Source organism: Laspinema olomoucense D3b (assembly GCF_025370785.1).
Lineage (GTDB): Bacteria > Cyanobacteriota > Cyanobacteriia > Cyanobacteriales > Laspinemataceae > Laspinema > Laspinema olomoucense.
The window spans coordinates 93681-113537 of record NZ_JAMXFA010000021.1; the positions used below are offsets into that span (position 1 = coordinate 93681).

A 19857-nucleotide genomic window follows, 5' to 3' on the forward strand; every position below is an offset into this window, starting at 1 on the left:
ACTCCATTTCAACGGGGGCAAATTCCTGGAAAGCTTAAAAGCAAGGGGGTCTGCCTCTTTTGCATGGGGAACTAAGAGTTAACGGTTCATGCTTTACCCGCGCTCAGGAGTAATTAATTAAAGTCTTTAACAGTTTACAACTTCAGATTATTTAATTTTCAAAAAGTTGAATAGAGTGAGCCTGATGCGATGTAGGGGCAGTTTATAAACCGCCCCTACATCGCTTTTAGACCCGGGAGCATTTTCCAACAGCTACAAGACGGGCTTATAGCTGTCCGTCAAAGACTTTTAATCCTGCTTTGATTTTTAGTGAGTAGGTTTTATTGCCTTTCAAACACTATGAACGAGGATTAATGAGTGAAGTCGTGACGTTGAAGATAAGAGAACGACTGAAATGGTGACTTTGAACCCGGATTTATGGATGATTTCGTGAGATGGAAGTCAGGATGTAGGGGGCAGTAGATGAATTGTCTTGAGCTAGAGAGGGGATGGATGGGGCAGTCCTGGTAGAATCTCTTCAGCCTTGAGCTTGGAGTCTTGAGTGTTAAGCCTTCATCCTTCCCTGCAAGCGTATAAAATAAAGAGGCTCGAAGGGCGCATCAGTATGGACTGGATGTGACGTGGCCCTGATGAAGGGCATCGAGAACCATTAGAAAGTAGAGAGTTGCCGTGGCAGTTGCAGTAGAGAAACTCCTCACCCCAGACATATTACAACCCGCTCGTTATCTGGGTAATGAGTTGGGGGCGGTGCATAAACCTTGGGAAAGTGCCGCTGTGCGTTGGGTGCTCACCTATCCAGAAGTTTATGAGGTAGGAGCCTCCAATTTAGGGCATTTGATTCTATACAACATTTTGAATGCCCAACCGCGACAGCTTTGCGATCGCTCGTATTTACCGGGTGCGGACCTGGTTTTGAAACTGCGAAATACTCAGACTCCTTTATTTTCCGTGGAGTCGAAGCGATCGCTGCCGGAATTTGACATTCTCGGGTTCAGCCTCAGTTATGAACTCGGGGCCACCAATATCTTAGAAATGTTGGACTTGGGCGGCATTCCCCTAACCGCCCAAGAGCGTTCTAGTCCAGGTCCCTGGAACGTGGAAGCCGGAAGCTGGCCCCTCATATTCGCCGGGGGCCAAACCGCCACCTCTAACCCGGAACCATACGCCGCGTTCTTTGACTTTATCGCCCTCGGTGACGGGGAAGAACTTCTGCCGGAAATTGGGTTAGTGCTGGAAGAAGGCAAAGCTGCGGGATTGACTCGGGAAGAATTGCTGTTTGATTTAGCGCAAGTTCCCGGGGTGTACGTTCCCCAGTTTTACGATATGGCGGAGGATGGATCCGTGCATCCCAACCGTCCCGGAGTGCCGAAACGGGTATTGCGCCGAGTTGCCACCCCGATTCCTGCCTATTCCATCGGGTTGGTCCCTTATGTGGAAACGGTACACGATCGCCTGACGATGGAAATTCGCCGGGGATGTACTCGGGGTTGTCGCTTCTGTCAACCCGGAATGCTCACCCGTCCCGCCCGAGATGTGGATCCCGACCAAGTAATCGAGGCGATCGAAGCGGGAATGCGGGCTACCGGCTATAACGAATTTTCCCTATTGTCCCTGAGTTGTTCCGACTATCTGGCATTGCCTGCGGTGGGAATGGAAATCAAAAACCGACTCAAGGACCAAAATATTTCTCTCTCCCTGCCATCCCAGCGGGTCGATCGCTTTGATGAAAATATTGCCAATATCCTCGGAGGCACCCGGACCAGTGGGCTGACTTTTGCCCCAGAAGCGGGAACGCAGCGGATGCGGGATATCATTAACAAAGGACTGACCAACGAAGAATTGTGGCGGGGCATTAAAACCGCTTACGAACAGGGCTGGAATAAAGTCAAACTTTATTTTATGATCGGCTTACCTGGAGAGACCGACGCGGATGTTCTCGGAATTGCCGAAACCGTCCATTGGCTCCAACAGGAGTGTCGTACCCTAGGAGGGAAGCGGTTAGAGGTCACCTTGACGATTTCTAACTTTACGCCGAAACCCCATACTCCATTCCAATGGCATTCCGTCTCTACGGCTGAATTTATGCGGAAGCAGGACCTGCTGCGCCAGGAATTTCGCCGAATGCGAGGGGTGAAGGCCAATTTTACGGATGTGCGGATCTCGGCAATGGAAGATTTTGTGGGCCGAGGCGATCGCCGTTTAGCGCCGGTGGTGCGTCGCGCTTGGGAACTGGGTGCGGGGATGGATTCTTGGTGGGAAAGTTTGGACCGGGCTTTTGGAGCCTGGACCCAGGCGATCGCCGAATCCGATTTAAGCTGGAAATACCGCCAGGTCGAAAATGGCGAATGGAACGTCATGGACGGCACTAGCACCGACTTTGATGCTCGACTTGATGCCCCTTTGCCCTGGGATGTCCTAGATACCGGAATTGATAAAAACTGGTTGAAAGAAGATCTCAAGCTGGCACTGGCAGCGGCAACGGTTCCCGACTGTTCTTTTGAGGGTTGCTCCCATTGTGGGGTCTGTGGTGTTGACTTTGGTCACAATATCGTAGTTGCACCCCTACCGATTCCTCCCTTTGCTGGTCACTTTTCGCCTAACACCGATCGCGTCCAAAGATTGCGGTTGTGGATGGGTAAACTAGGTGACATGGCATTGGTCAGCCATCTGGATTTACTCCGATTATTTGATCGCGCCGTGCGCCGTGCGGATTTACCAGTCTCCTTCACCGGGGGATATCATCCGGGACCTCGAATTTCACCGGCGAACGCCCTCACCCTGGGTTACACCTCGGAAAGCGAAATCGTAGATTTTGAACTGACTGAACTCATGGATCCCGAGGAATTCCGGGAAAGGTTGGCGGCTCAACTTCCGGCAGACCTGCCGATTTATCGGGTTGAGTCCGTGGCAGTGAAAGCGCCTTCCGCGAGCCAAATCCTGGACCGCGCCGAGTATATCCTGCGAGTGGGTTTAACCCCATTGTCAGATCCCGAGGTAGCTTTGCAACCGTCAGACTGGCAGCAGTGGATCTCGGAAATTCTGGCGGCTGAGGAAATTGAGTGGGAACATACAACCAAAAGAGGGAAAGTCAAATGGGTGAATCTGCGCGATCGCCTATTGGAATTGGAACAAATTGAAGTGTCAAGGGATGCCTTGACTTGTACCCTCCGCGTTCTCGGAAGTTGCCGTCATGACGGGACCCTGTTACGTCCCACCCATATCCTCTATATGTTTGAACGTATGGCAAAACGGGAGTTTGAGCTGTTGCACGCTCACCGAAAACAGTTGATTTTGGCTGAAATCTGAAATTTATTTACCGCTATGCGAGATTCTGCTAAAATATAACCCGATGGCCCAACCCATCCCTACCTGAAGCGACAGGAACTCAGCCTTTGAGAACGTTTAGGGTTTCCGGCCTTAAACTCGTCCAAATTGAGTCACATTGAGTCAGACCAGGGTAAAAAGTTGAAGGGCCTTTTGAAAAAGCCATCGTCATAGAGAGCATTCGATCAAGACAAACAGCCAAGGGACCTTTAAAACGGGTCAAGTTTTGAGAAAGCAACAGAGACAGAGCCGGTCGCTGTTCTCCTGTGGGACCCTTATGTTGTGATACCCCTTTCTGGCTAAGTGCGAAGCCGTTCAGGGTAAATTTGTCAAGATTAATTTCCCACTTTCTGTTCTCTATACAGTCACTACAGTGTTAAAGGGGCAATCATCACCTCGGTAGTTGTGGCTGGACCAAGCGTAGAGAGGCGAAATTTAGCAGTTCTACGAACGTAGCCGCACGAGATAGATGCCAAAGCACGAGATGCTGGTCATCATTCCCTGCCGCCAAAACTTTCAGAATTTAGATGTATTCTTTGCCAGTTCGCAAGAGGGATTGGATACCCACTCTTTCGCCAGAGGGAATCCAAAGTATTCTACGAATGTAGTCGGGATACCCTTTTCATCGTAGCTATTGATTCGATCGCTTCGGTCACGGGCTTTTCGGCAATAGCTCTAGCTTGGACCCAACGAGGGATATCAAAGATTAATTTTCCGCCCTAGTGGGTCGGTTCAGTATTAGATAAACAGGACAAAAAACTGGGTTTAAGGCCCAAAGCAATTCGCTTTCGCCAGCATAAATTTTGTCAAGAACCCTTGTTGTCTTCCCTCTACTGTCCCGACACCCTAGAAAATCAAGTTTCGTTTTTTCTATAGCTACATAGGAAGCGGTCATCGGTCGTACTGGGCTTTTGATGCCACGAGCGAACCCAGTAAACGTAGAGACTCGACTTTAGGTCTGAAGTTGGTGATAGCTCATAGCCAAGTTTTGAGGAAATTGAATGCCGAAGCAAATTATTATCGCAGAGCAGTATAGAATTGCTGCTGTTTTTTCTGAAGATCAGATTCAGGAACTCGTTGTCGCCACCGGAACGCATCAAGTCAGTGATATCTATCTCGGAGTAGTGGAAAACGTCCTACCGGGGATAGATGCAGCCTTTGTGAACATCGGCGATCCGGACCGCAATGGATTTATTCACGTTACTGACCTTGGACCTTTGCGCTTAAAACGCTCCTCCGGAGCCATCACGGAACTCTTGTCACCCCAACAAAAAGTTCTGGTCCAAGTCATGAAAGAACCAACGGGGAATAAAGGACCCCGCCTGACCGGGAATATTACCCTTCCCGGTCGATATCTAGTCCTGATGCCGTTTGGTCGCGGGGTGAATCTCTCTCGCCGGATCCGCACGGAAGCGGAACGGAACAGACTCCGAGCCTTAGCTATTTTAATCAAGCCTGCCGGGATGGGACTGTTAGTCCGCACCGAAGCTGAAGGGGTCGGCGAAGAGGCGATTTTAGAAGATTTAGAGTTTCTCCAAAAACAGTGGGAGGATGTTCAACGGGAAGCGGCGACAATCCGTCCTCCGGCACTGTTGAATCGAGATGATGATTTTATTCAGCGCGTGCTTCGGGATATGTACAGCGCTGATGTGAATCGCATTGTGGTGGATGCTACCACTGGGGTGAAGCGCGTTAAGCAACAGTTGATGATTTGGAATGGGGGGAAAACGCCTCCGGGGGTGTTAATTGATGAACACCGCGAGCGCACTCCGATTTTGGAATATTTCCGGGTGAATGCGGCGATTCGCGAAGCGATGAAACCGAGGGTAGATTTACCGTCTGGGGGTTACATTATTATTGAGCCGACGGAAGCGCTGACGGTGATTGATGTTAACTCGGGTTCATTTACGCGATCGGCAACTTCCCGGGAAACTGTTTTGTGGACCAACTGTGAAGCAGCGACGGAAATCGCCCGTCAATTGCGGTTACGGAATATTGCCGGGGTGATTATTGTCGATTTTATTGATATGGACTCCCGTCGCGACCAATTGCAGGTTCTGGAGCATTTCAATAAGGCCCTGAAAGCGGATAAAAATAGACCGCAAATTGCTCAACTCTCTGAGTTAGGGTTGGTTGAGCTGACGCGCAAGCGCCAAGGTCAGAATGTGTATGAGTTGTTTAGTCGCTCTTGTCCGACTTGTGGGGGGTCAGGACATCATGTGCATCTGCCAGGAGAAGGGGAAAGTCCGATTGAACCGATGCAGCCGATTCTCCCAGATATAAGCGATCGCCTGGTGGTCCCTTCCCCGGTTAAGGAAACTCGCGTCCCGGAACCGACGGTCCGCGATATCCCAGATTACGAGCCAGCGACGGAAGTATCGGAGTTGGATCTACTCAATCATCCCAGCTATCAAGAATTGGGTCCAGGAGGCCCACGCCGTCGTCGTCGTCGTCGCTTAGATGCGGGTGAAGGTGAAGGAACGGAGGAAACAACGGTAAAACCTGCGGCGGTTCGCAGTATCTCGCCGATTTTACCGGCGAGTCGGGAACCGAAACCGGAATGGACGGAACCCGAACCTTATGTGCCCGCTCCCACTTATGCGCTGACGAATGAGCGAGATGTGCGATCGCCTAAAGAGGATCGTCCCGAGCGATCGGAACGGGGTCGCCGTTTCCGCGATTATGAGAAGGTGAATGAACCGGCAGAGGTGATTCACGTCGAAATGACACCGGAAGAGCAAGATGTTTATGCGCTGATGGGGATTTCTCCGTTGATCCTCCGGGAAGAAGAGGTGAAACTTTCCAAATCAGCCGTCATCTCGGTGACGGAACCAGGAGAGTCGGTTTCTTCGGTTTCTTCGTTCTCCGAACCGAGTTTTAAAGATGAAGAACCGATTGCAGAGGCGGATGTAGAGGAAGAATTTCCCGAGAAGGATTCTCCCGAGGAGGACTCTCCCGAGGAGAATTTTGCTCCGGTTCATCAGCCAGATGCTGATGATGATGAGGACATCTCCGCATCATCCTATGAGGAAGACAATGAGGATAATTCGGCTGGGTCCCCCCCTCGTCGTCGCCGTCGTCGTTCTTCTGCCGCAGAAGGTTAGTTCGGTTTGATTTAATATTGTCCTTGGGGAGTTATTTTACTGCTCCAAGGACAATCTTTTTGTTTATATCCAGGCTTTAGCCCGCACCCTGAAGGGTGGGGCTATAGGAACAAAGCCCGCCTGCGCGGGCTACTCTATAAAAATGATTTTTGATACCGGGATTTGGTATTAATATAGAATCCGGTTTTCAAAATAAAAACCCGCACCCTGAAGGGTGGGGCTTTTGCGTACAAAGCCCGCCTGCGCGGGCTACTCTATAAAAATGATTTTTGGTACCGGGATTTGGTATTAATAAATTTTTTTAAACCTGAATAATTGTTTACCCCCAACAAAATTGTGCCGTTAAATGTGCCGCAACAACTTAGTCTTTGGGATGTCTCAGATAACAGTAAAAATCCCAATAAAACGCCCCAAAATGACAGAATTGCTGGGGTGGATGAAGTGGGACGGGGTTGTTTGTTTGGTCCGGTGGTAGCAGGGGCGGTTATTTTGTCCGATGAGGCGGCTATACTGTTGAAGGCAGCGGGGGTAACGGATAGTAAGAAGCTGTCCCATAGCCAACGCTGTCGATTAGCAAAACTGATCCGGGAGGAGGCGATCGCCTGTGCAATTGGCATGGCATCAGTCCAAGAAATCGATCGCCTGAATATTTTACAAGCCTCTTTATTAGCGATGAAACGGTCCGTTAATAAACTGCAAGTTAAACCGGAGTTTTGTTTAATTGACGGCAATCAGCGCATTCCTAATTTAGGAATTCCCCAACAAACGATGATTAAAGGAGATAGCAATTCTTTAGTGATTGCTGCTGCCAGTATTCTGGCAAAAGTCTGGCGCGATGATTTAATTGTGCGCTTGGCGAAGAAATATCCGGAGTATGATTTGACAAGTAATAAAGGATATGGTACGGCGAAACATACTCAGGCATTGCAACAGTATGGGGTCTCGCGACAACATAGGCGATCGTTTGCCCCTTGTCGGATAGGGGGAGTTTGAAGGGTTCGGTTTTATGGGGATTGGCGTTTTTGTTTTTCTATTTTGCGTTTTTCTATTTCTGCGATCGGTAACAGCAAAGTCTCCTCAATCTCCTCCCGCACGTCCCTGGAAACATAGCAATCACTGTTGAGGCAGTCTAAGACCAACTGATTAGCATTACAATACCACTTCCATAATTGTGCTTCTTCAGGGCAAAGGATATATTCACTTAAACTTATAAATTGAATGATTTCTAGCATACTATTTATTTCCCTTTCGTTTGACCAAGATTGCCATGAACTTAAAAAGTACCCTCCCTTTATCCAATCCAGCAAATCGTCTGAAGGGTCAAGGTTTTCCGAATCAATTAAGTGTTTAATAAAATCAACAAATATATTTTCAGTTAAAATTTGCGAAGATTTTAATAAAACCATATTTTCATCTAAACTGATTATTAAAAATTTATTATTCAGGTTACTGATGTAAACGTCAATATAAAAAATACTATCATCACAATACTGATAAAAGTGTTGAATTAATCGCAATCTATCGCAACAATCAAATTGATAGCCTAAAATAGAGTGATTATTTACCCAATATAGAATCTGTTGTAAGCCTTTGTAACCGTGAATTAGATGACCAGTCTCATGTTTCATTAAAAGCAACAACTTATCTGCCAGAGACGACATACCTGCTGCTAAAAGAAAGACTTCACGCCACTTTCTATCAGTGAGGTGACTGACTAACTTTTGCAATGCTTCCTCTGAGGATTGTTGATTAATAATAATTTCTCGGGCCGTGAAATATTCATGAAAAGTGAGATGAGAAAATGAATAAATTGCTTTAGCCCGTTCGATTAGTAACCCGTGTTGGGCTTCAATTGAGCGCAATACTGCCTCACTGTCTAGTTGTAGGGCTTCTTCGTCTGTATTGGCATTCGGTAAATTGCGAATGTAATCTGTGATGTAGCGTTCTGCTTCTTTTTGCTTAAAGAAATAGTCTCCAGCTTCAAAGGTGGTTAAAGCAATTTTGCTGAGTAAATCTTCCTTGCGCTGGGGTGATAGCTTTTTATAAACCTGGTCTCGATAAATTCCCCGTTTAGCATCCCATTTTTTCAAAAGCACATCCAGACCTTCTTTATAAAGTTCGGAGCGATTCGCTGGAAAATCTCCTGTTTCTTCAAAGGTCAAACAGAGCAGGGTTAGCAGCAGGGGACTGGTGGCAAGCTCTTGAATTCTCGGGTTATTTTCAATCTGATTAATAAAGGTTTCAGGTTTGACCGCTTTATTTTTAAACCACTTGTTCGCAAAATTAGAAATTTGGGTGGTGTCAAAATCGGCAATTTCAACTTCGGTAAATTTTTCAAAAGTATATTCTAAGGCTGCAATTCTACAGGTCAGTACAAAATGATTATCCCGAAAATCAGTAGAAAAATCGCGAATTTGGTTTAAAACCCGGTGACTATCTTCTTCCCGAACTTCGTCCAATCCATCTAGTAATACTAACGCCTGACGTTGGTGGATAATTTCGGACAAGGATACGCAATTATGAGATTGAGCGATATATTCTAACAAACTGGGGTGGTTAGCAGCTTCGGCAAAGTCTTTAAGGGTGATAAAAATTGGGATGCGATTCCCGAGAAATTTGCGATTCAGGCATTGAATTGCTAAATGTTTCAAAAATGTGGTTTTCCCGGCTCCTGGTTTACCCAAGATTATAAGTTTAGAATATTTTGCGATCGCCTCTAATCCAGGCACTCGTTCTTCTATAATTTTCCCCAGTGCAAAACGTTCAAAATCCTCAGAATTACAGTGTTGCAATAAATCCGGAATTCCTTTACGTCTGCGCCCGGTAATGCTTTCCAGAATATTGACGTGGGTGTAGATATCATCTAACCCGATCGGGTGGTTCATATCCAAGACTCGCATGGTGCCGCATTCGCTTTGAATATAGGCGCGGACCATTTCCCGTGCCTGTTGCACCAGGAACTCGATATTGATCGCAGGGTGAGAAGGCTCGGGAATTGTAGAAGCAGGAGATTTCTGATACTTCTTAATCAAAAAATCGTGTAATTGTCGGACTTTCCCTGGCCCCTGACTACTGAAGCCAAACTTTCTATAGACTCCTGTCATGCGAGTGCGGAAAGTAGTAGCCTGGATAGCGAGAGTCTCTGCAATTTCCTGTTCGTTCTTATTGCTACTAAAGCATTCTACAAACGCCTCTTGCTCTTTCGGAGCCAAGTTATATTCCTGTGCCAGTTGAGTCAGAAAGTCACGCGGTAGAGGTTGCATGGGCAAATGTCTCAATCACTTTAAAACCAGTCTAGCAAAGACTTTTGGCGAAAGTCTACCTTGATGTCAGGCAATGTCAGGGTATGTCAGCCTAAGTTTGAGAGATAACTCTCAAGTTGAGTTGCGACAGTGGAGATGTCCAATAAATTAGGAAATCGCAATGCACCTCAACTTAATCAACTTGGCCCTGTCTGTCGTTGCCCAGAAGTCTGCCGAGATAGTCTTGGAATTACTGCTTAAGAAGTTTTGGCAGAGGGTGCTTGCAGATGAGAATCTAAAGCGGCTGTCCACTGCTATCAAACTTAAGATTCTGGTGCTTTATCTCGACTGGCTGCTGCACAAGTCGGAACCTGGAGAATGGGAGGAGTAAATTTGGCTACTCCATAGATAAAACCCGCGTAGAGATTTCGATGAACTCAGATGCGCGGGTTTTATCTAGCCTTGAAGCCTATGCTTCTGGAATTCCTATCAATTCGCCAGTTCCTGCAATGACTTCACCGATTTGATAGGCAGGAATTTCCTGGGATTCAAACCATTGAATGGTTTTTTCGGCTTGATTGGCTGGGACAACCACTACATAACCGATGCCCATATTAAAGGTATTAAACATTTCGGGCAAGGTGACATTTCCGACTTCCGCTAACCAGGTAAAAATGGGCAGAATCGGCCAACTTTTGGGATCAATTTGGATAGATAATCCTTCCGGTAAACAACGGGGGAGGTTTTCTGGTAATCCACCTCCGGTAATATGCGCCATGCCGTGAATTTCTATTCCGGCTTTTCGGGCTTCTAATACAGGTTTGACGTAGAGTTGGGTGGGGGTTAGCAAGACTTCGCCAACGGATGCGGGGAGGGTTTCCGGTTTGTCCTGCCAATCGATGTTGCAGTCGCTCACAATTTTTCTAACTAAACTAAATCCATTACTATGCACTCCGGAACTGGCAAGCCCGATCGCCACATCTCCCACTTGGATTTGCTGACCCGTGAGCAGTTCGCTTTTTTCCACCACTCCCACACAAAACCCCGCTAAATCATATTCTCCCGGTTGATAAAATCCCGGCATTTCTGCGGTTTCTCCCCCTAACAGCGCACAACCGGATTGTTTACATCCGTCGGTAATTCCCTGGACTACATTCGCCAGTTGTTCTTGATTCAGTTTTCCCGTGGCTAAATAATCTAAAAAGAACAAAGGTTCGGCACCGGATGTTAGAACATCATTCACACACATTGCTACTAAGTCAATGCCAACGGTATCGTGGCGATCGAGCAACATGGCGAGTTTGAGTTTCGTTCCCACCCCATCGGTCCCAGAGACGAGGATGGGTTGCCGATATCCGGTGGGTAACTCGAAATAACCGCTAAATCCACCAATCCCACCGAGGACTTCCGGTCGATGGGTCCCTGTAACCATATTCCGAATTTTCTGGACAAAGGCTCGACCCGCCTCAACATCCACGCCTGCTTCTCGATAATCCATGTATCAACCCATCTGAACGGCTATTTCCACCTTGGCTATTTTACAGGGGAGGTAGGACCAATGGATCGCGGGAAGCAGGATGTTTTTACCCTCTTCAGCCTGCGGAGGCAGGCTACCCTTCGGGAAGCCGCTAGCGCGTCTACGTCCGTATAGCCCCACCCTTTCCTTACGGAACGCTGCGCGAACAGGGTGCGGGTTTTGGTAATTACAGCTTGCAACTCTACACTTGGCAATTGAACACAGCGCAAATTTCGCTTCTTGAATGTAAAGTTTTGATAAAGTATTCTTTCCCGCCGATAAATCCGAAATCCCTATTCTATATCGGTTTAAGTAGAATAGCACCAGTTTAGGAATTGTAAAGTTTTGATAAAGTTACCTGGTTTTAATCGCTCATACCGATCCCCAAGCTCAAATCTTTGTGATAGTCTGTTGCAGTTCAACACACCAAACCGAAAACGTATCGATTATGAGAAAGGTTGAGCAAGCCCCAAGGAAGGGGCTGCATCAGGTCTATCCAAGGGCCTAACCCCACTCATAGATTGTTCTTTATCAGTTCCTCACAGCAAAATATATGAAGCAAAGATTTTGGTGGACAATGGTTGTGCTGCTTACGACCGCCTGCGGGACAACCTCAACCAGTCATGCTGAACCGAATAGACCCGTAAATTTGAACTCGGATCCAGACCAAATCCAGGTCAATCCTGGGGAAGAAGTCATCACCAAGATTCAACCCCATGAAATCACCGGGAAACCCGCAGCTACCCTCTATGTCCGAAATATTCCCGTCTTGACCTTTATCGAGTCTGGGGAAATGACTGGGGATTCTAATTCGGAGACTGAGATAGGGTCGCCAGTATCAGAACTGAAGGGAAAGGGATTGAAGGGGTTAAGTATTTTGGGTTCCCAAGCGATCGCCCAGAGTCCGATCCAGGCCCAGAATCCCCGGGATCCCGTAGCGAGAGCAGAGGCGATCGCCGCCAGCTTGAATCAGTTACGAGAAAGTAACGCCACACCAGAAATTACCCTCGAATGGAATGGGGAATTGGACGAGGAAGGATACCCCATCCGTGACGAATATCTCATCAAAGTTAATGGCATGGACCTAGTGGCGATCGACGAGCAAACCCGCCTACCAGACACCACCAACGACTTAGCCCAAGACGCCATTCAGGCTACAAATCGACTCCGCCGCCTGATTGCCAGCGCCCCCCCGATCGCCGAAATTGCCAATCGCCCCCAACCCAGACCCGAACCGGAACCGCCAACGCTACAAGCTGTCACCCCGGAATATCTTCAATACCAAATCAACGGGATGGCTTCTTGGTATGGCCCGGGCTTTCATGGTCGAATGAGTGCCAGTGGAGAAATCTTTGACGAAAATGCTTTAACTGCGGCCCATCTGTATTTGCCCTTTGGGACCCAAGTCCGAGTCACCAATCTGGATAACGGGAACTCGGTGGTAGTCAGAATTAACGATCGCGGCCCTTATACCGGGGGACGCATTATCGATGTGTCAGCCGCTGCCGCCGAGAATCTGGGCATGATCAATAGTGGAGTTGCCGAGGTGCGTCTGGAGATTTTAGGGTCCTCTACCACCTCATCTGCCGAGTGATGGGGTTTCGGGACCCCTTACAACAGTAGGGTTTTTACGTTCAGGGGGATTGGCCTTACATTTAAAATTACTTCCGGTCCCCTCCCCTTGCCAAGGGGAGGGTTAGGGTGGGGTCCTCTTGAGGCGCTTAAGCGCGTCAAGAGGAATGGCTGGGTGGAGAGTGTCGGCGGTGACATGGCTTTGCCATCTCAGGAAGAAAGAGGTTGGACCAGACTTTATACAGGCGCTTAAACCTTTAAGAGTGCGTTATGTGGCGGTAAGCGGAGCTATCCCGTAGGGAATCGCCCAAGAGGGACCCCACCCTAACCCTCCCCTTGCTAAGGGGAGGGGACCGGAGTTTTTTTGCGGAAAATTGATCCGTCCTAACTTCCTCCTGTATCCTTTCCTGGGATAAACTACTCTGCAAAGAGTATGTTTGGTCAGGATTTGGGGGTTGTGGTGCGCCTGTTTTCAACGGTTGTGGCGTTGCGCTGTTACTTAGAACTACAGTCTGAGGGTCAGACTGTGGGTTTGGTGCCGACGATGGGAGCCTTGCACGCGGGGCATTTGAGTTTAATTGGACGGGCTAGAGCCAGCAATGATATTGTTGTCGTTAGTATTTTTGTCAATCCGCTGCAATTTGGTCCGAATGAGGATTTGCTGCGATATCCTCGGACTTTAGAGCGCGATCGCCTGCTGTGTGAACAAGCGGGTGTGGATGTCATCTTTGCGCCAACTCCGGAGGAGATGGGAATTGGGGAAGGGACAGAGAACTCCTTAACTCAAGTGGTCCCCCCGCAGTCGATGATGTCCGGGTTATGTGGGCGATCGCGTCCTGGTCACTTTCAGGGGGTCGCGACCATTGTTACCAAACTTTTCAATGTGGTACAACCGGACCGGGCTTATTTTGGGCGAAAAGATGCCCAGCAACTGGCGATTTTACAGCGGATGGTTCGGGATTTGAACCTATCCGTGGAAATTGTCCCCTGTGAGATTGTGCGAGAAACTTCAGGATTGGCAATGAGTTCTCGAAATCAGTATCTTAGCGAGGCGGAAAAAGCCGGTGCGGCAGTGCTGTATCGTAGCTTACAAAAGGCTCGGAAAGTTTTTTTCACGGGGGAGGTAACTCGTCAGGGTATAATTGCTGCGGTTCAAGCTGAATTGGACCTAGAACCGGACGTTAACTTAGAGTATTGTGAATTGGTAGAACCGACAAGTCTTAAACCGATTGAACAGATAGAATCTGCGGGATTAGTGGCGATCGCCGCGAGGATTGGCAACACCCGGTTAATTGATAACATTATCCTGAAAGACCGCCAACCGATTGTCGCCATCGACGGTCCTGCGGGTGCAGGGAAATCTACTGTAGCCCGTCGGGTCGCGAAACAACTGGGATTGATGTATTTAGATACAGGGGCGATGTATCGCGCGATTACTTGGTTAGTTCAGGAAAAAGGGATTGCTGTTGACGATGAACCGGCGATCGCCGAAGTAGTCAGTCGCGCCAAAATCGAGTTTATCGAGACCAGTCAGGACCCCGCGATTCCGACCCAAGTTTGGGTAGATGGATCGAACGTAACTGAGGCAATTAGAACTCAAGCAGTTACGGCTCATGTTTCCCAAGTTTCTAGCTTAAAAAGCGTGCGACTTCATTTAGTCAAGCAGCAGCAGCAGTTTGGAGAACGGGGTGGAGTCGTGGCGGAAGGCCGAGATATTGGCACTCATGTTTTCCCGGATGCCGAGTTAAAAATCTTTTTAACAGCTTCGGTGGGAGAACGGGCGCGGCGACGTCAACAAGACCTGACAAATGTAGGGGAAGAAGGGATTACCCTAGAACAGCTTGAAGGTCAAATTGCCCTGCGCGATCGCCTAGATAGCACTCGCCAAATTTCCCCCTTGACAAAAGCCGAAAATGCGATTGAAATTGATACAGATCATCGGACTATCGATGAAGTCATCGCTGAAATCGTCCAACATTATGCAACAGTTATCGGTGCTAAATTTGGAGAATAATTACAAGGAATTGGCAGAAGAAAGGACGAACTGCTAAGGAAGGGCAAAAAACTCCCTCCTTAGCATTTTTAGAGGGTTAGGGTCGGTGAAACAAGACCCTTGATTCTGTTTAGTAAAGGGTTGAGTGGAAATAGTTTTTCTGGCTCAATTCACTGACTAATGGCTAACTTTGGGCTAAGATTTTGGGCTGGGGAAGTCCCATGAAAGGGATGAAATCAGTTCGGTTGAGTTAGCCCTTTCTACATGATTCTGACGGGATAATTAAGGGGTGAGAGTATCTTGCTCCCTTACTGGCTTAAAGAGCAAGATACTTCCCCTCCTCCATCCTCTTGCCAGACTGCGGCAAGACGTGGTAAGGCGATCTAAAAGTTAGAAATTTTTTCTAATTTTCATCCAAATCAGGTGTTAATAAACCGGCATATTATCCGCCAGTTATTAGGGAAGCAAAAAATTTTAAATGAGTTTCTTTCTGAATGAGGGTGATGGAAACCATTAAAATTTTAAGGGGGAAATCTACTAAACATCACGATATAATTCGCTAAATAGGGCGGGAGAAATAAGCGTGGACGAACTGAATCCCTTTTTTTCAAAATCGATGGTACTACTGGCGGCGATCGCTGCGATTAGTACGATTATTATCGGCACATTTCTGCCCCCCTTAATCTTATCTGGGGGAATTGTCCAAGCCAGCAGTAATACCCCAGAAATAGTATTAGCATCTGGCGGGGTTCAAGAAGCATTGAAAGTTCGACTAGAGGGTTTCACTAAAGCGATCGCCCAAAAGCAAACTGACAAGGAAAAACGCTTTACTTTTGCCGTTACCCCTGAGTTTCAAGGGAAAACATTGTATGAGGTAGCCTTAGATGACAGTGAAAAGGCGATCGCCCTCACCTTTGATGATGGTCCTTGGCCGATTTATACCGAGCAAGTCCTGGATATTCTCAAAGAAAATGACATTAAAGCCACCTTCTTTTTGATTGGCCAACACTTAAAAAACCATCCAGCAATTGCCCAAAAAGTAGTTGAAGCGGGTCATGCCTTGGGTAACCATACTTGGAGTCATCATTATCATAATGTCCCGCGAGAAATAGCTGCCCGAGAAATCGAAGATACTGCTGCCCTGATTTATGAAGTAACCGGATTTAAAACCAAGTGGTTTCGGCCTCCGGGAGGGGTACTCACTAATGGATTGAACGACTATGCCCATAGTCAAAATTATGCCGTTGCGATGTGGTCTTCTGACGCCCGAGAGTCTTTCTTTTCTAGTTCGGGAGCATTAGTAAACAACGTTTTGAGGAGCGCTAAACCAGGGGGAATTGTACTATTACATGATGGGGGTGGCGATCGCTCAGCCACGGTGCAAGCCTTACCTACCATTATTTCCAAACTCAAAGAACAGGGATATAAATTTGTCACCTTACCCGAACTATTAGAACTTTACGAACGGCATCAGCAAACAAGTATTGCTGAAAACACTCCCAATCCGACTCCGGTTCCGGACGGGATTGATTAGACTTTAATCCAATAGGTGAGTTTTTTGGATGAGGCAAAACTCACCTATTTTGAGGGAGTTTGAGTGAATCAGCGCGTACAGAGTTTCGCCTCATCGGAGGGAACCGCTGGATTAGTTCTTAAATAATTTCGGACCCAATTACAAGCATAAGTCAGAGGGTCAAGATTGAGGAGGCGATCGAGATGCCAAATTGTCATCACTTGTTCATCTCCGACCGAGGCTAAAATGGGTAGAGTCGGATGAAAAGCTACCGCACGAACTCCCGCCTGATGACCCGTCAAAGTCGTGAGTAAAACCCCCTCTCGGGTCCAAATTTTAATGGTTTCATCAATACTGCTGGTCGCAATTAAAGACCCATCCGGACTAAAATCAACTCCCCACACTGCCGCTGTATGTCCAGTCAAAGTTTTGATTAATGTTCCATCTTTCCGCCAGAGTTTAGCCGTCATATCGCCACTACCCGAGGCAATTATTTCCCCATCGGGACTAAAGGTGACTTTCCAAACCGCTGCCTCATGACCGTTCAGAGTTTTTAAAAGTTGCCCCGATGGGTTCCAGAGTCGAATGGTGGAATCGTTGCTCGCCGAGGCTAAAAGTTGCCCATCGGGGCTAAATGCCACACTCCAAGTAGGGGCAGTATGTGCCGTTAGTCGTTGTATCAAACCATTTTTGCGACTCCATAACCAAACGATTCCATTCGCATCTCCAGCAGCCAGTCTTTCCCCGTCAAAGCTCCAACCAACCGATAATAAGGCAGCATTTGCATCATCAAATGTCTGTAAAACTGTTCCATCCAGTTGCCAAATTTTCAGGGTTTTATCTTCACTAACTGAGGCAATAATCTCCTGGCTTGGATGAAAACTAATGGTGAGAATAGAAGCTTTATGACCTTCTAAAGTTTGTAGTTTCGTCCCATCGAGTTGCCAAATATCAAAATTTTTATCGCTACCGGATGTGCCAATTAACTTGCCATCGGCACTAAATGATAATCCCCGAACTAACCCATTTAATGCATATAACTGTTGTTGAAAAATGCTGCGAGTTTTCCAAAGAATTGCCACATTGTCTGCACCAGCCGAGGCAATTTCCTCGCCATCGGGACTAAACGCCATCCCCCAAATTGCTGCATCATGACCTTGCAGGGTGGAAATTAACGTTCCATCCCGTTTCCAAAGTTTCAGGGTTTTATCCCAGCTTACCGAGGCTAAAATGCTGCTATCCGGGCTAAATCTCAGTTCTTTAACCGTGGCATCATGGGCTTTTACTGTATGGAGGAGGGTTCCTTCTCGGGTCCAAATATTAATCATGCCATCCACCGTAGCCGATGCGAATAAGGTATTATCGGGACTAAAGGCGATCGCATAAACCGGAGCTGGATGTCCAATTAACTGCCGGAGTCTACTCCCATCTGCATTCCACAACTGGATGGCATTATCAATTTTTCCCGCTGCCACAGTTTGTCCATCAGGACTAAATGCTACTGCGCGAATTCCAGTGGTTTCCCCTTCAAATCGAGTCACTAATTCCCCCTGAGAATTCCAGGATTCGAGGAGACTATCCGACCCCCCAGAAATAACCTGCTCACCATCCGGACTAAAGTCAATACTCCAAATTCCTGAAGTAGTCGCCTGAACTGAACTTAATAACGTACCATCTCGCTTCCAAAATTTAACTATTTTATCATCGCCAGCGGAGGCTAAAAATTTTCCATTAGGGCTAAATTTTACTGCCCGAACCACTGCTTGATGTCCCGGTAAGGTCTGAATCAATGTGCCATCTCTTTTCCAGAGTTTAAGGGTTCCATCAACTCCTGCAGTGACAATTTCCTGACCATCGGGACTATAATCCACGGCTAAAACTGCTGCTGTATGACCATTGAGCCGATTAGATTCCTGAATGCTTAAAATGACTTGCCAAAGCGCCGCATTCATGCTATTTTCCAGTTCTCTATCGAGATTTTTGAACTGTTCTGAGCGCTCTTTTCCTTTGATAGCTTGGAGCAAAGCGTTTAAACTTTTATTAGAGGCAAACAACGCTTCTGATGATAAAGTAATTGCTTGAAGTTCACTCAGGGCGGTTTGTTGATATTGGTGATAAGCCAAAACGCCCAAACTGCTGGCAATTATCATGGCAATGCTGACAATTCCTAAAAGGAGATTTTGTTGCTTTAAGTGACGCTGTTCTAATTGGAGTCGCGCTTCTACTTCTTTGAGTCGTTCTGCTTCTAAAGTTCGGTGAGTTTCCTCCCGGTCTAATTCTTGAGAAGCGGCTAGAAATTGATAATCCAAATTACTCAGACTTTTCCCCTGGGACCAATCGAGAATATCCCGTAAGGCTTTTCCCCGCAATAGCCAGGATTTATCCTGATATCCTGAGACAATCCAAGCATCGATCGCCTGGGAATAGGGGCGAAGATTTGCCAGTTGGTTGGCGACCCACTCAAAACTAAAAATTTTCTGATAAATCGGATTTTTAATCTTGAGAATATCATCTCGTTTTTCGATTAACCCGGTTAAAATCAGTTCGGTTTGTTCAGGACTGTCATCAGCAGCAATTGGTTCAAATCCCGAGGATGTCTCACTCTCTTCCGAGTGCAGGAGAATTTTTTGGTAGAGTCCCAGCAACCGTCCGACTCGCTGTTCACTATAAAGTAGGCGATCGCAAATGGTTTTAAAATGTTCTGGCTCATCATTCGCTTTCCAATTTTCAATTAAATTCCTCTCCACTAAACTATTAATAAAATCCGGAGTTAATTGAGGGTAATTGTCCCCGAAGTGGCTGGAAATCATTTGACAGAGCTTTTGAGTCAAAAAAGGTTGACCCCCGCTCCAATACAAAATTCGCTTTAAAGCTAATTGGGGATCGGCAAACTGCTCCGATAAACCTGCTAATAACGGTGAATTTTCTTGAAATACAAATCCCTCTAATTCAATGCCTTTTCCAATATTAAAAGGAGTTCGACTCCCATCGGAAATCAAATCAGCCGGGGTTGCTACGCCAAATAAAGCGAAGGCCAACCGGCTATAATCTTTATTGTCGGCGCGTCGGTTATAACAGGCGCGAATTAGGGCAAAAAAATCATCGGTAGAAAAATTTAAACTGAGAATACTATCAATTTCATCAATAAAAATCACAATGGGATCAGGAACTTGCGCCAGCAGAACCGTCTCTAAAAAATCGCTTAAGCGATTGACATAAGAACAATGAGCGCGATCGCGCCACCAACTCACTAGATTGACCTCTAGTCGAAATGCCTTGGTCAATAACCCCACCATCGACCCATACCACTGTTCTGGGGTGACCTCTTGGGTACCAATGGCGGTTACATCAATTACCCCACAACGAATCCCAATCGATTGTAAGCGATGGGTGGTTTGCACCCGCAAACTTGATTTGCCCATTTGTCGCGCATTAAACACATAGCAAAATTCTCGGTTTACCAATTCCTGAAATAATATTTCATCCGCTTTTCTGCGTACATAAGTGGGAGCATTAAAGGGCAAACTCCCCCCAACTTGATAAGCAAAATCAGAATTTTGAACAACTCGCATGGGCGTATTAACTAAAAAAAT

Annotated in this window: 10 protein-coding genes; 7 read left to right on the plus strand and 3 right to left on the minus strand. The window is 47.0% G+C overall.

Annotation, left to right across the window (positions count from 1 at the left end; genetic code table 11):
• The first annotated feature begins 669 nt into the window (after window positions 1-669).
• From NG792_RS16685 to NG792_RS16695, 3 genes are all read left to right on the plus strand, one after another.
• Window positions 670-3306 carry a TIGR03960 family B12-binding radical SAM protein gene (locus tag NG792_RS16685; protein WP_261236125.1) on the plus strand — a complete coding sequence of 879 codons (2637 nt, stop codon included), beginning with the start codon at window positions 670-672 and terminating at the stop codon, window positions 3304-3306.
• Window positions 3307-4325: 1019 nt separating this feature from the next.
• The gene (rne, locus tag NG792_RS16690; RefSeq protein ID WP_261198093.1) at window positions 4326-6428 is read left to right on the plus strand and encodes a ribonuclease E; all 2103 of its coding nucleotides are present in this window, start codon (window positions 4326-4328) and stop codon (window positions 6426-6428) included.
• Window positions 6429-6764: 336 nt separating this feature from the next.
• A complete protein-coding gene (locus tag NG792_RS16695) occupies window positions 6765-7421 on the plus strand; it encodes a ribonuclease HII (RefSeq protein ID WP_435387585.1) in 657 nt (218 codons plus the stop codon).
• Window positions 7422-7432: 11 nt separating this feature from the next.
• Here the strand turns inward: NG792_RS16695 and NG792_RS16700 are convergent, their stop codons facing one another.
• Complete coding sequence (locus NG792_RS16700; protein ID WP_261236127.1) at window positions 7433-9691, minus strand: NACHT domain-containing protein; 2259 nt, start codon at window positions 9689-9691, stop codon at window positions 7433-7435.
• A 160-nt stretch (window positions 9692-9851) separates the two neighbouring features.
• Between NG792_RS16700 and NG792_RS16705 the strand changes: the two genes are divergently transcribed.
• On the plus strand, window positions 9852-10061 hold the full coding sequence (locus NG792_RS16705) for a hypothetical protein (protein ID WP_261236128.1): 210 nt from the start codon (window positions 9852-9854) through the stop codon (window positions 10059-10061).
• Between the two features lie 78 nt (window positions 10062-10139).
• Here the strand turns inward: NG792_RS16705 and purM are convergent, their stop codons facing one another.
• The gene (purM, locus tag NG792_RS16710) at window positions 10140-11168 is read right to left on the minus strand and encodes a phosphoribosylformylglycinamidine cyclo-ligase (protein ID WP_261236129.1); all 1029 of its coding nucleotides are present in this window, start codon (window positions 11166-11168) and stop codon (window positions 10140-10142) included.
• Window positions 11169-11739: 571 nt separating this feature from the next.
• On the opposite strand from purM, the gene NG792_RS16715 reads away from it, so the two are divergent.
• The 3 genes from NG792_RS16715 (at window position 11740) to NG792_RS16725 (ending at window position 16285) form a co-directional block, all read left to right on the plus strand.
• A complete protein-coding gene (locus NG792_RS16715; protein ID WP_261236130.1) occupies window positions 11740-12780 on the plus strand; it encodes a septal ring lytic transglycosylase RlpA family protein in 1041 nt (346 codons plus the stop codon).
• A gap of 411 nt (window positions 12781-13191) precedes the next feature.
• A complete protein-coding gene (locus tag NG792_RS16720; protein ID WP_261236131.1) occupies window positions 13192-14772 on the plus strand; it encodes a bifunctional pantoate--beta-alanine ligase/(d)CMP kinase in 1581 nt (526 codons plus the stop codon).
• A 595-nt stretch (window positions 14773-15367) separates the two neighbouring features.
• The gene (locus tag NG792_RS16725; protein WP_261198100.1) at window positions 15368-16285 is read left to right on the plus strand and encodes a polysaccharide deacetylase family protein; all 918 of its coding nucleotides are present in this window, start codon (window positions 15368-15370) and stop codon (window positions 16283-16285) included.
• Window positions 16286-16353: 68 nt separating this feature from the next.
• Here NG792_RS16725 and NG792_RS16730 read toward each other — a convergent pair whose 3' ends face one another.
• The gene (locus NG792_RS16730) at window positions 16354-19836 is read right to left on the minus strand and encodes an AAA-like domain-containing protein (protein ID WP_261236132.1); all 3483 of its coding nucleotides are present in this window, start codon (window positions 19834-19836) and stop codon (window positions 16354-16356) included.
• Window positions 19837-19857 lie beyond the last annotated feature (21 nt).

What these genes read in the sequence shown, in the direction of transcription:
- NG792_RS16715 (WP_261236130.1), top strand. Translation starts at nt 11,740, where the DNA reads ATGAAGCAAAGATTTTGGTGGACAATGGTTGTGCTGCTTACGACCGCC.
- NG792_RS16730 (WP_261236132.1), bottom strand. Translation starts at nt 19,836, where the DNA reads ATGCGAGTTGTTCAAAATTCTGATTTTGCTTATCAAGTTGGGGGGAGT.
- rne (WP_261198093.1), top strand. Translation starts at nt 4,326, where the DNA reads ATGCCGAAGCAAATTATTATCGCAGAGCAGTATAGAATTGCTGCTGTT.
- NG792_RS16705 (WP_261236128.1), top strand. Translation starts at nt 9,852, where the DNA reads ATGCACCTCAACTTAATCAACTTGGCCCTGTCTGTCGTTGCCCAGAAG.
- purM (WP_261236129.1), bottom strand. Translation starts at nt 11,168, where the DNA reads ATGGATTATCGAGAAGCAGGCGTGGATGTTGAGGCGGGTCGAGCCTTT.
- NG792_RS16720 (WP_261236131.1), top strand. Translation starts at nt 13,192, where the DNA reads ATGTTTGGTCAGGATTTGGGGGTTGTGGTGCGCCTGTTTTCAACGGTT.
- NG792_RS16700 (WP_261236127.1), bottom strand. Translation starts at nt 9,691, where the DNA reads ATGCAACCTCTACCGCGTGACTTTCTGACTCAACTGGCACAGGAATAT.
- NG792_RS16725 (WP_261198100.1), top strand. Translation starts at nt 15,368, where the DNA reads ATGGTACTACTGGCGGCGATCGCTGCGATTAGTACGATTATTATCGGC.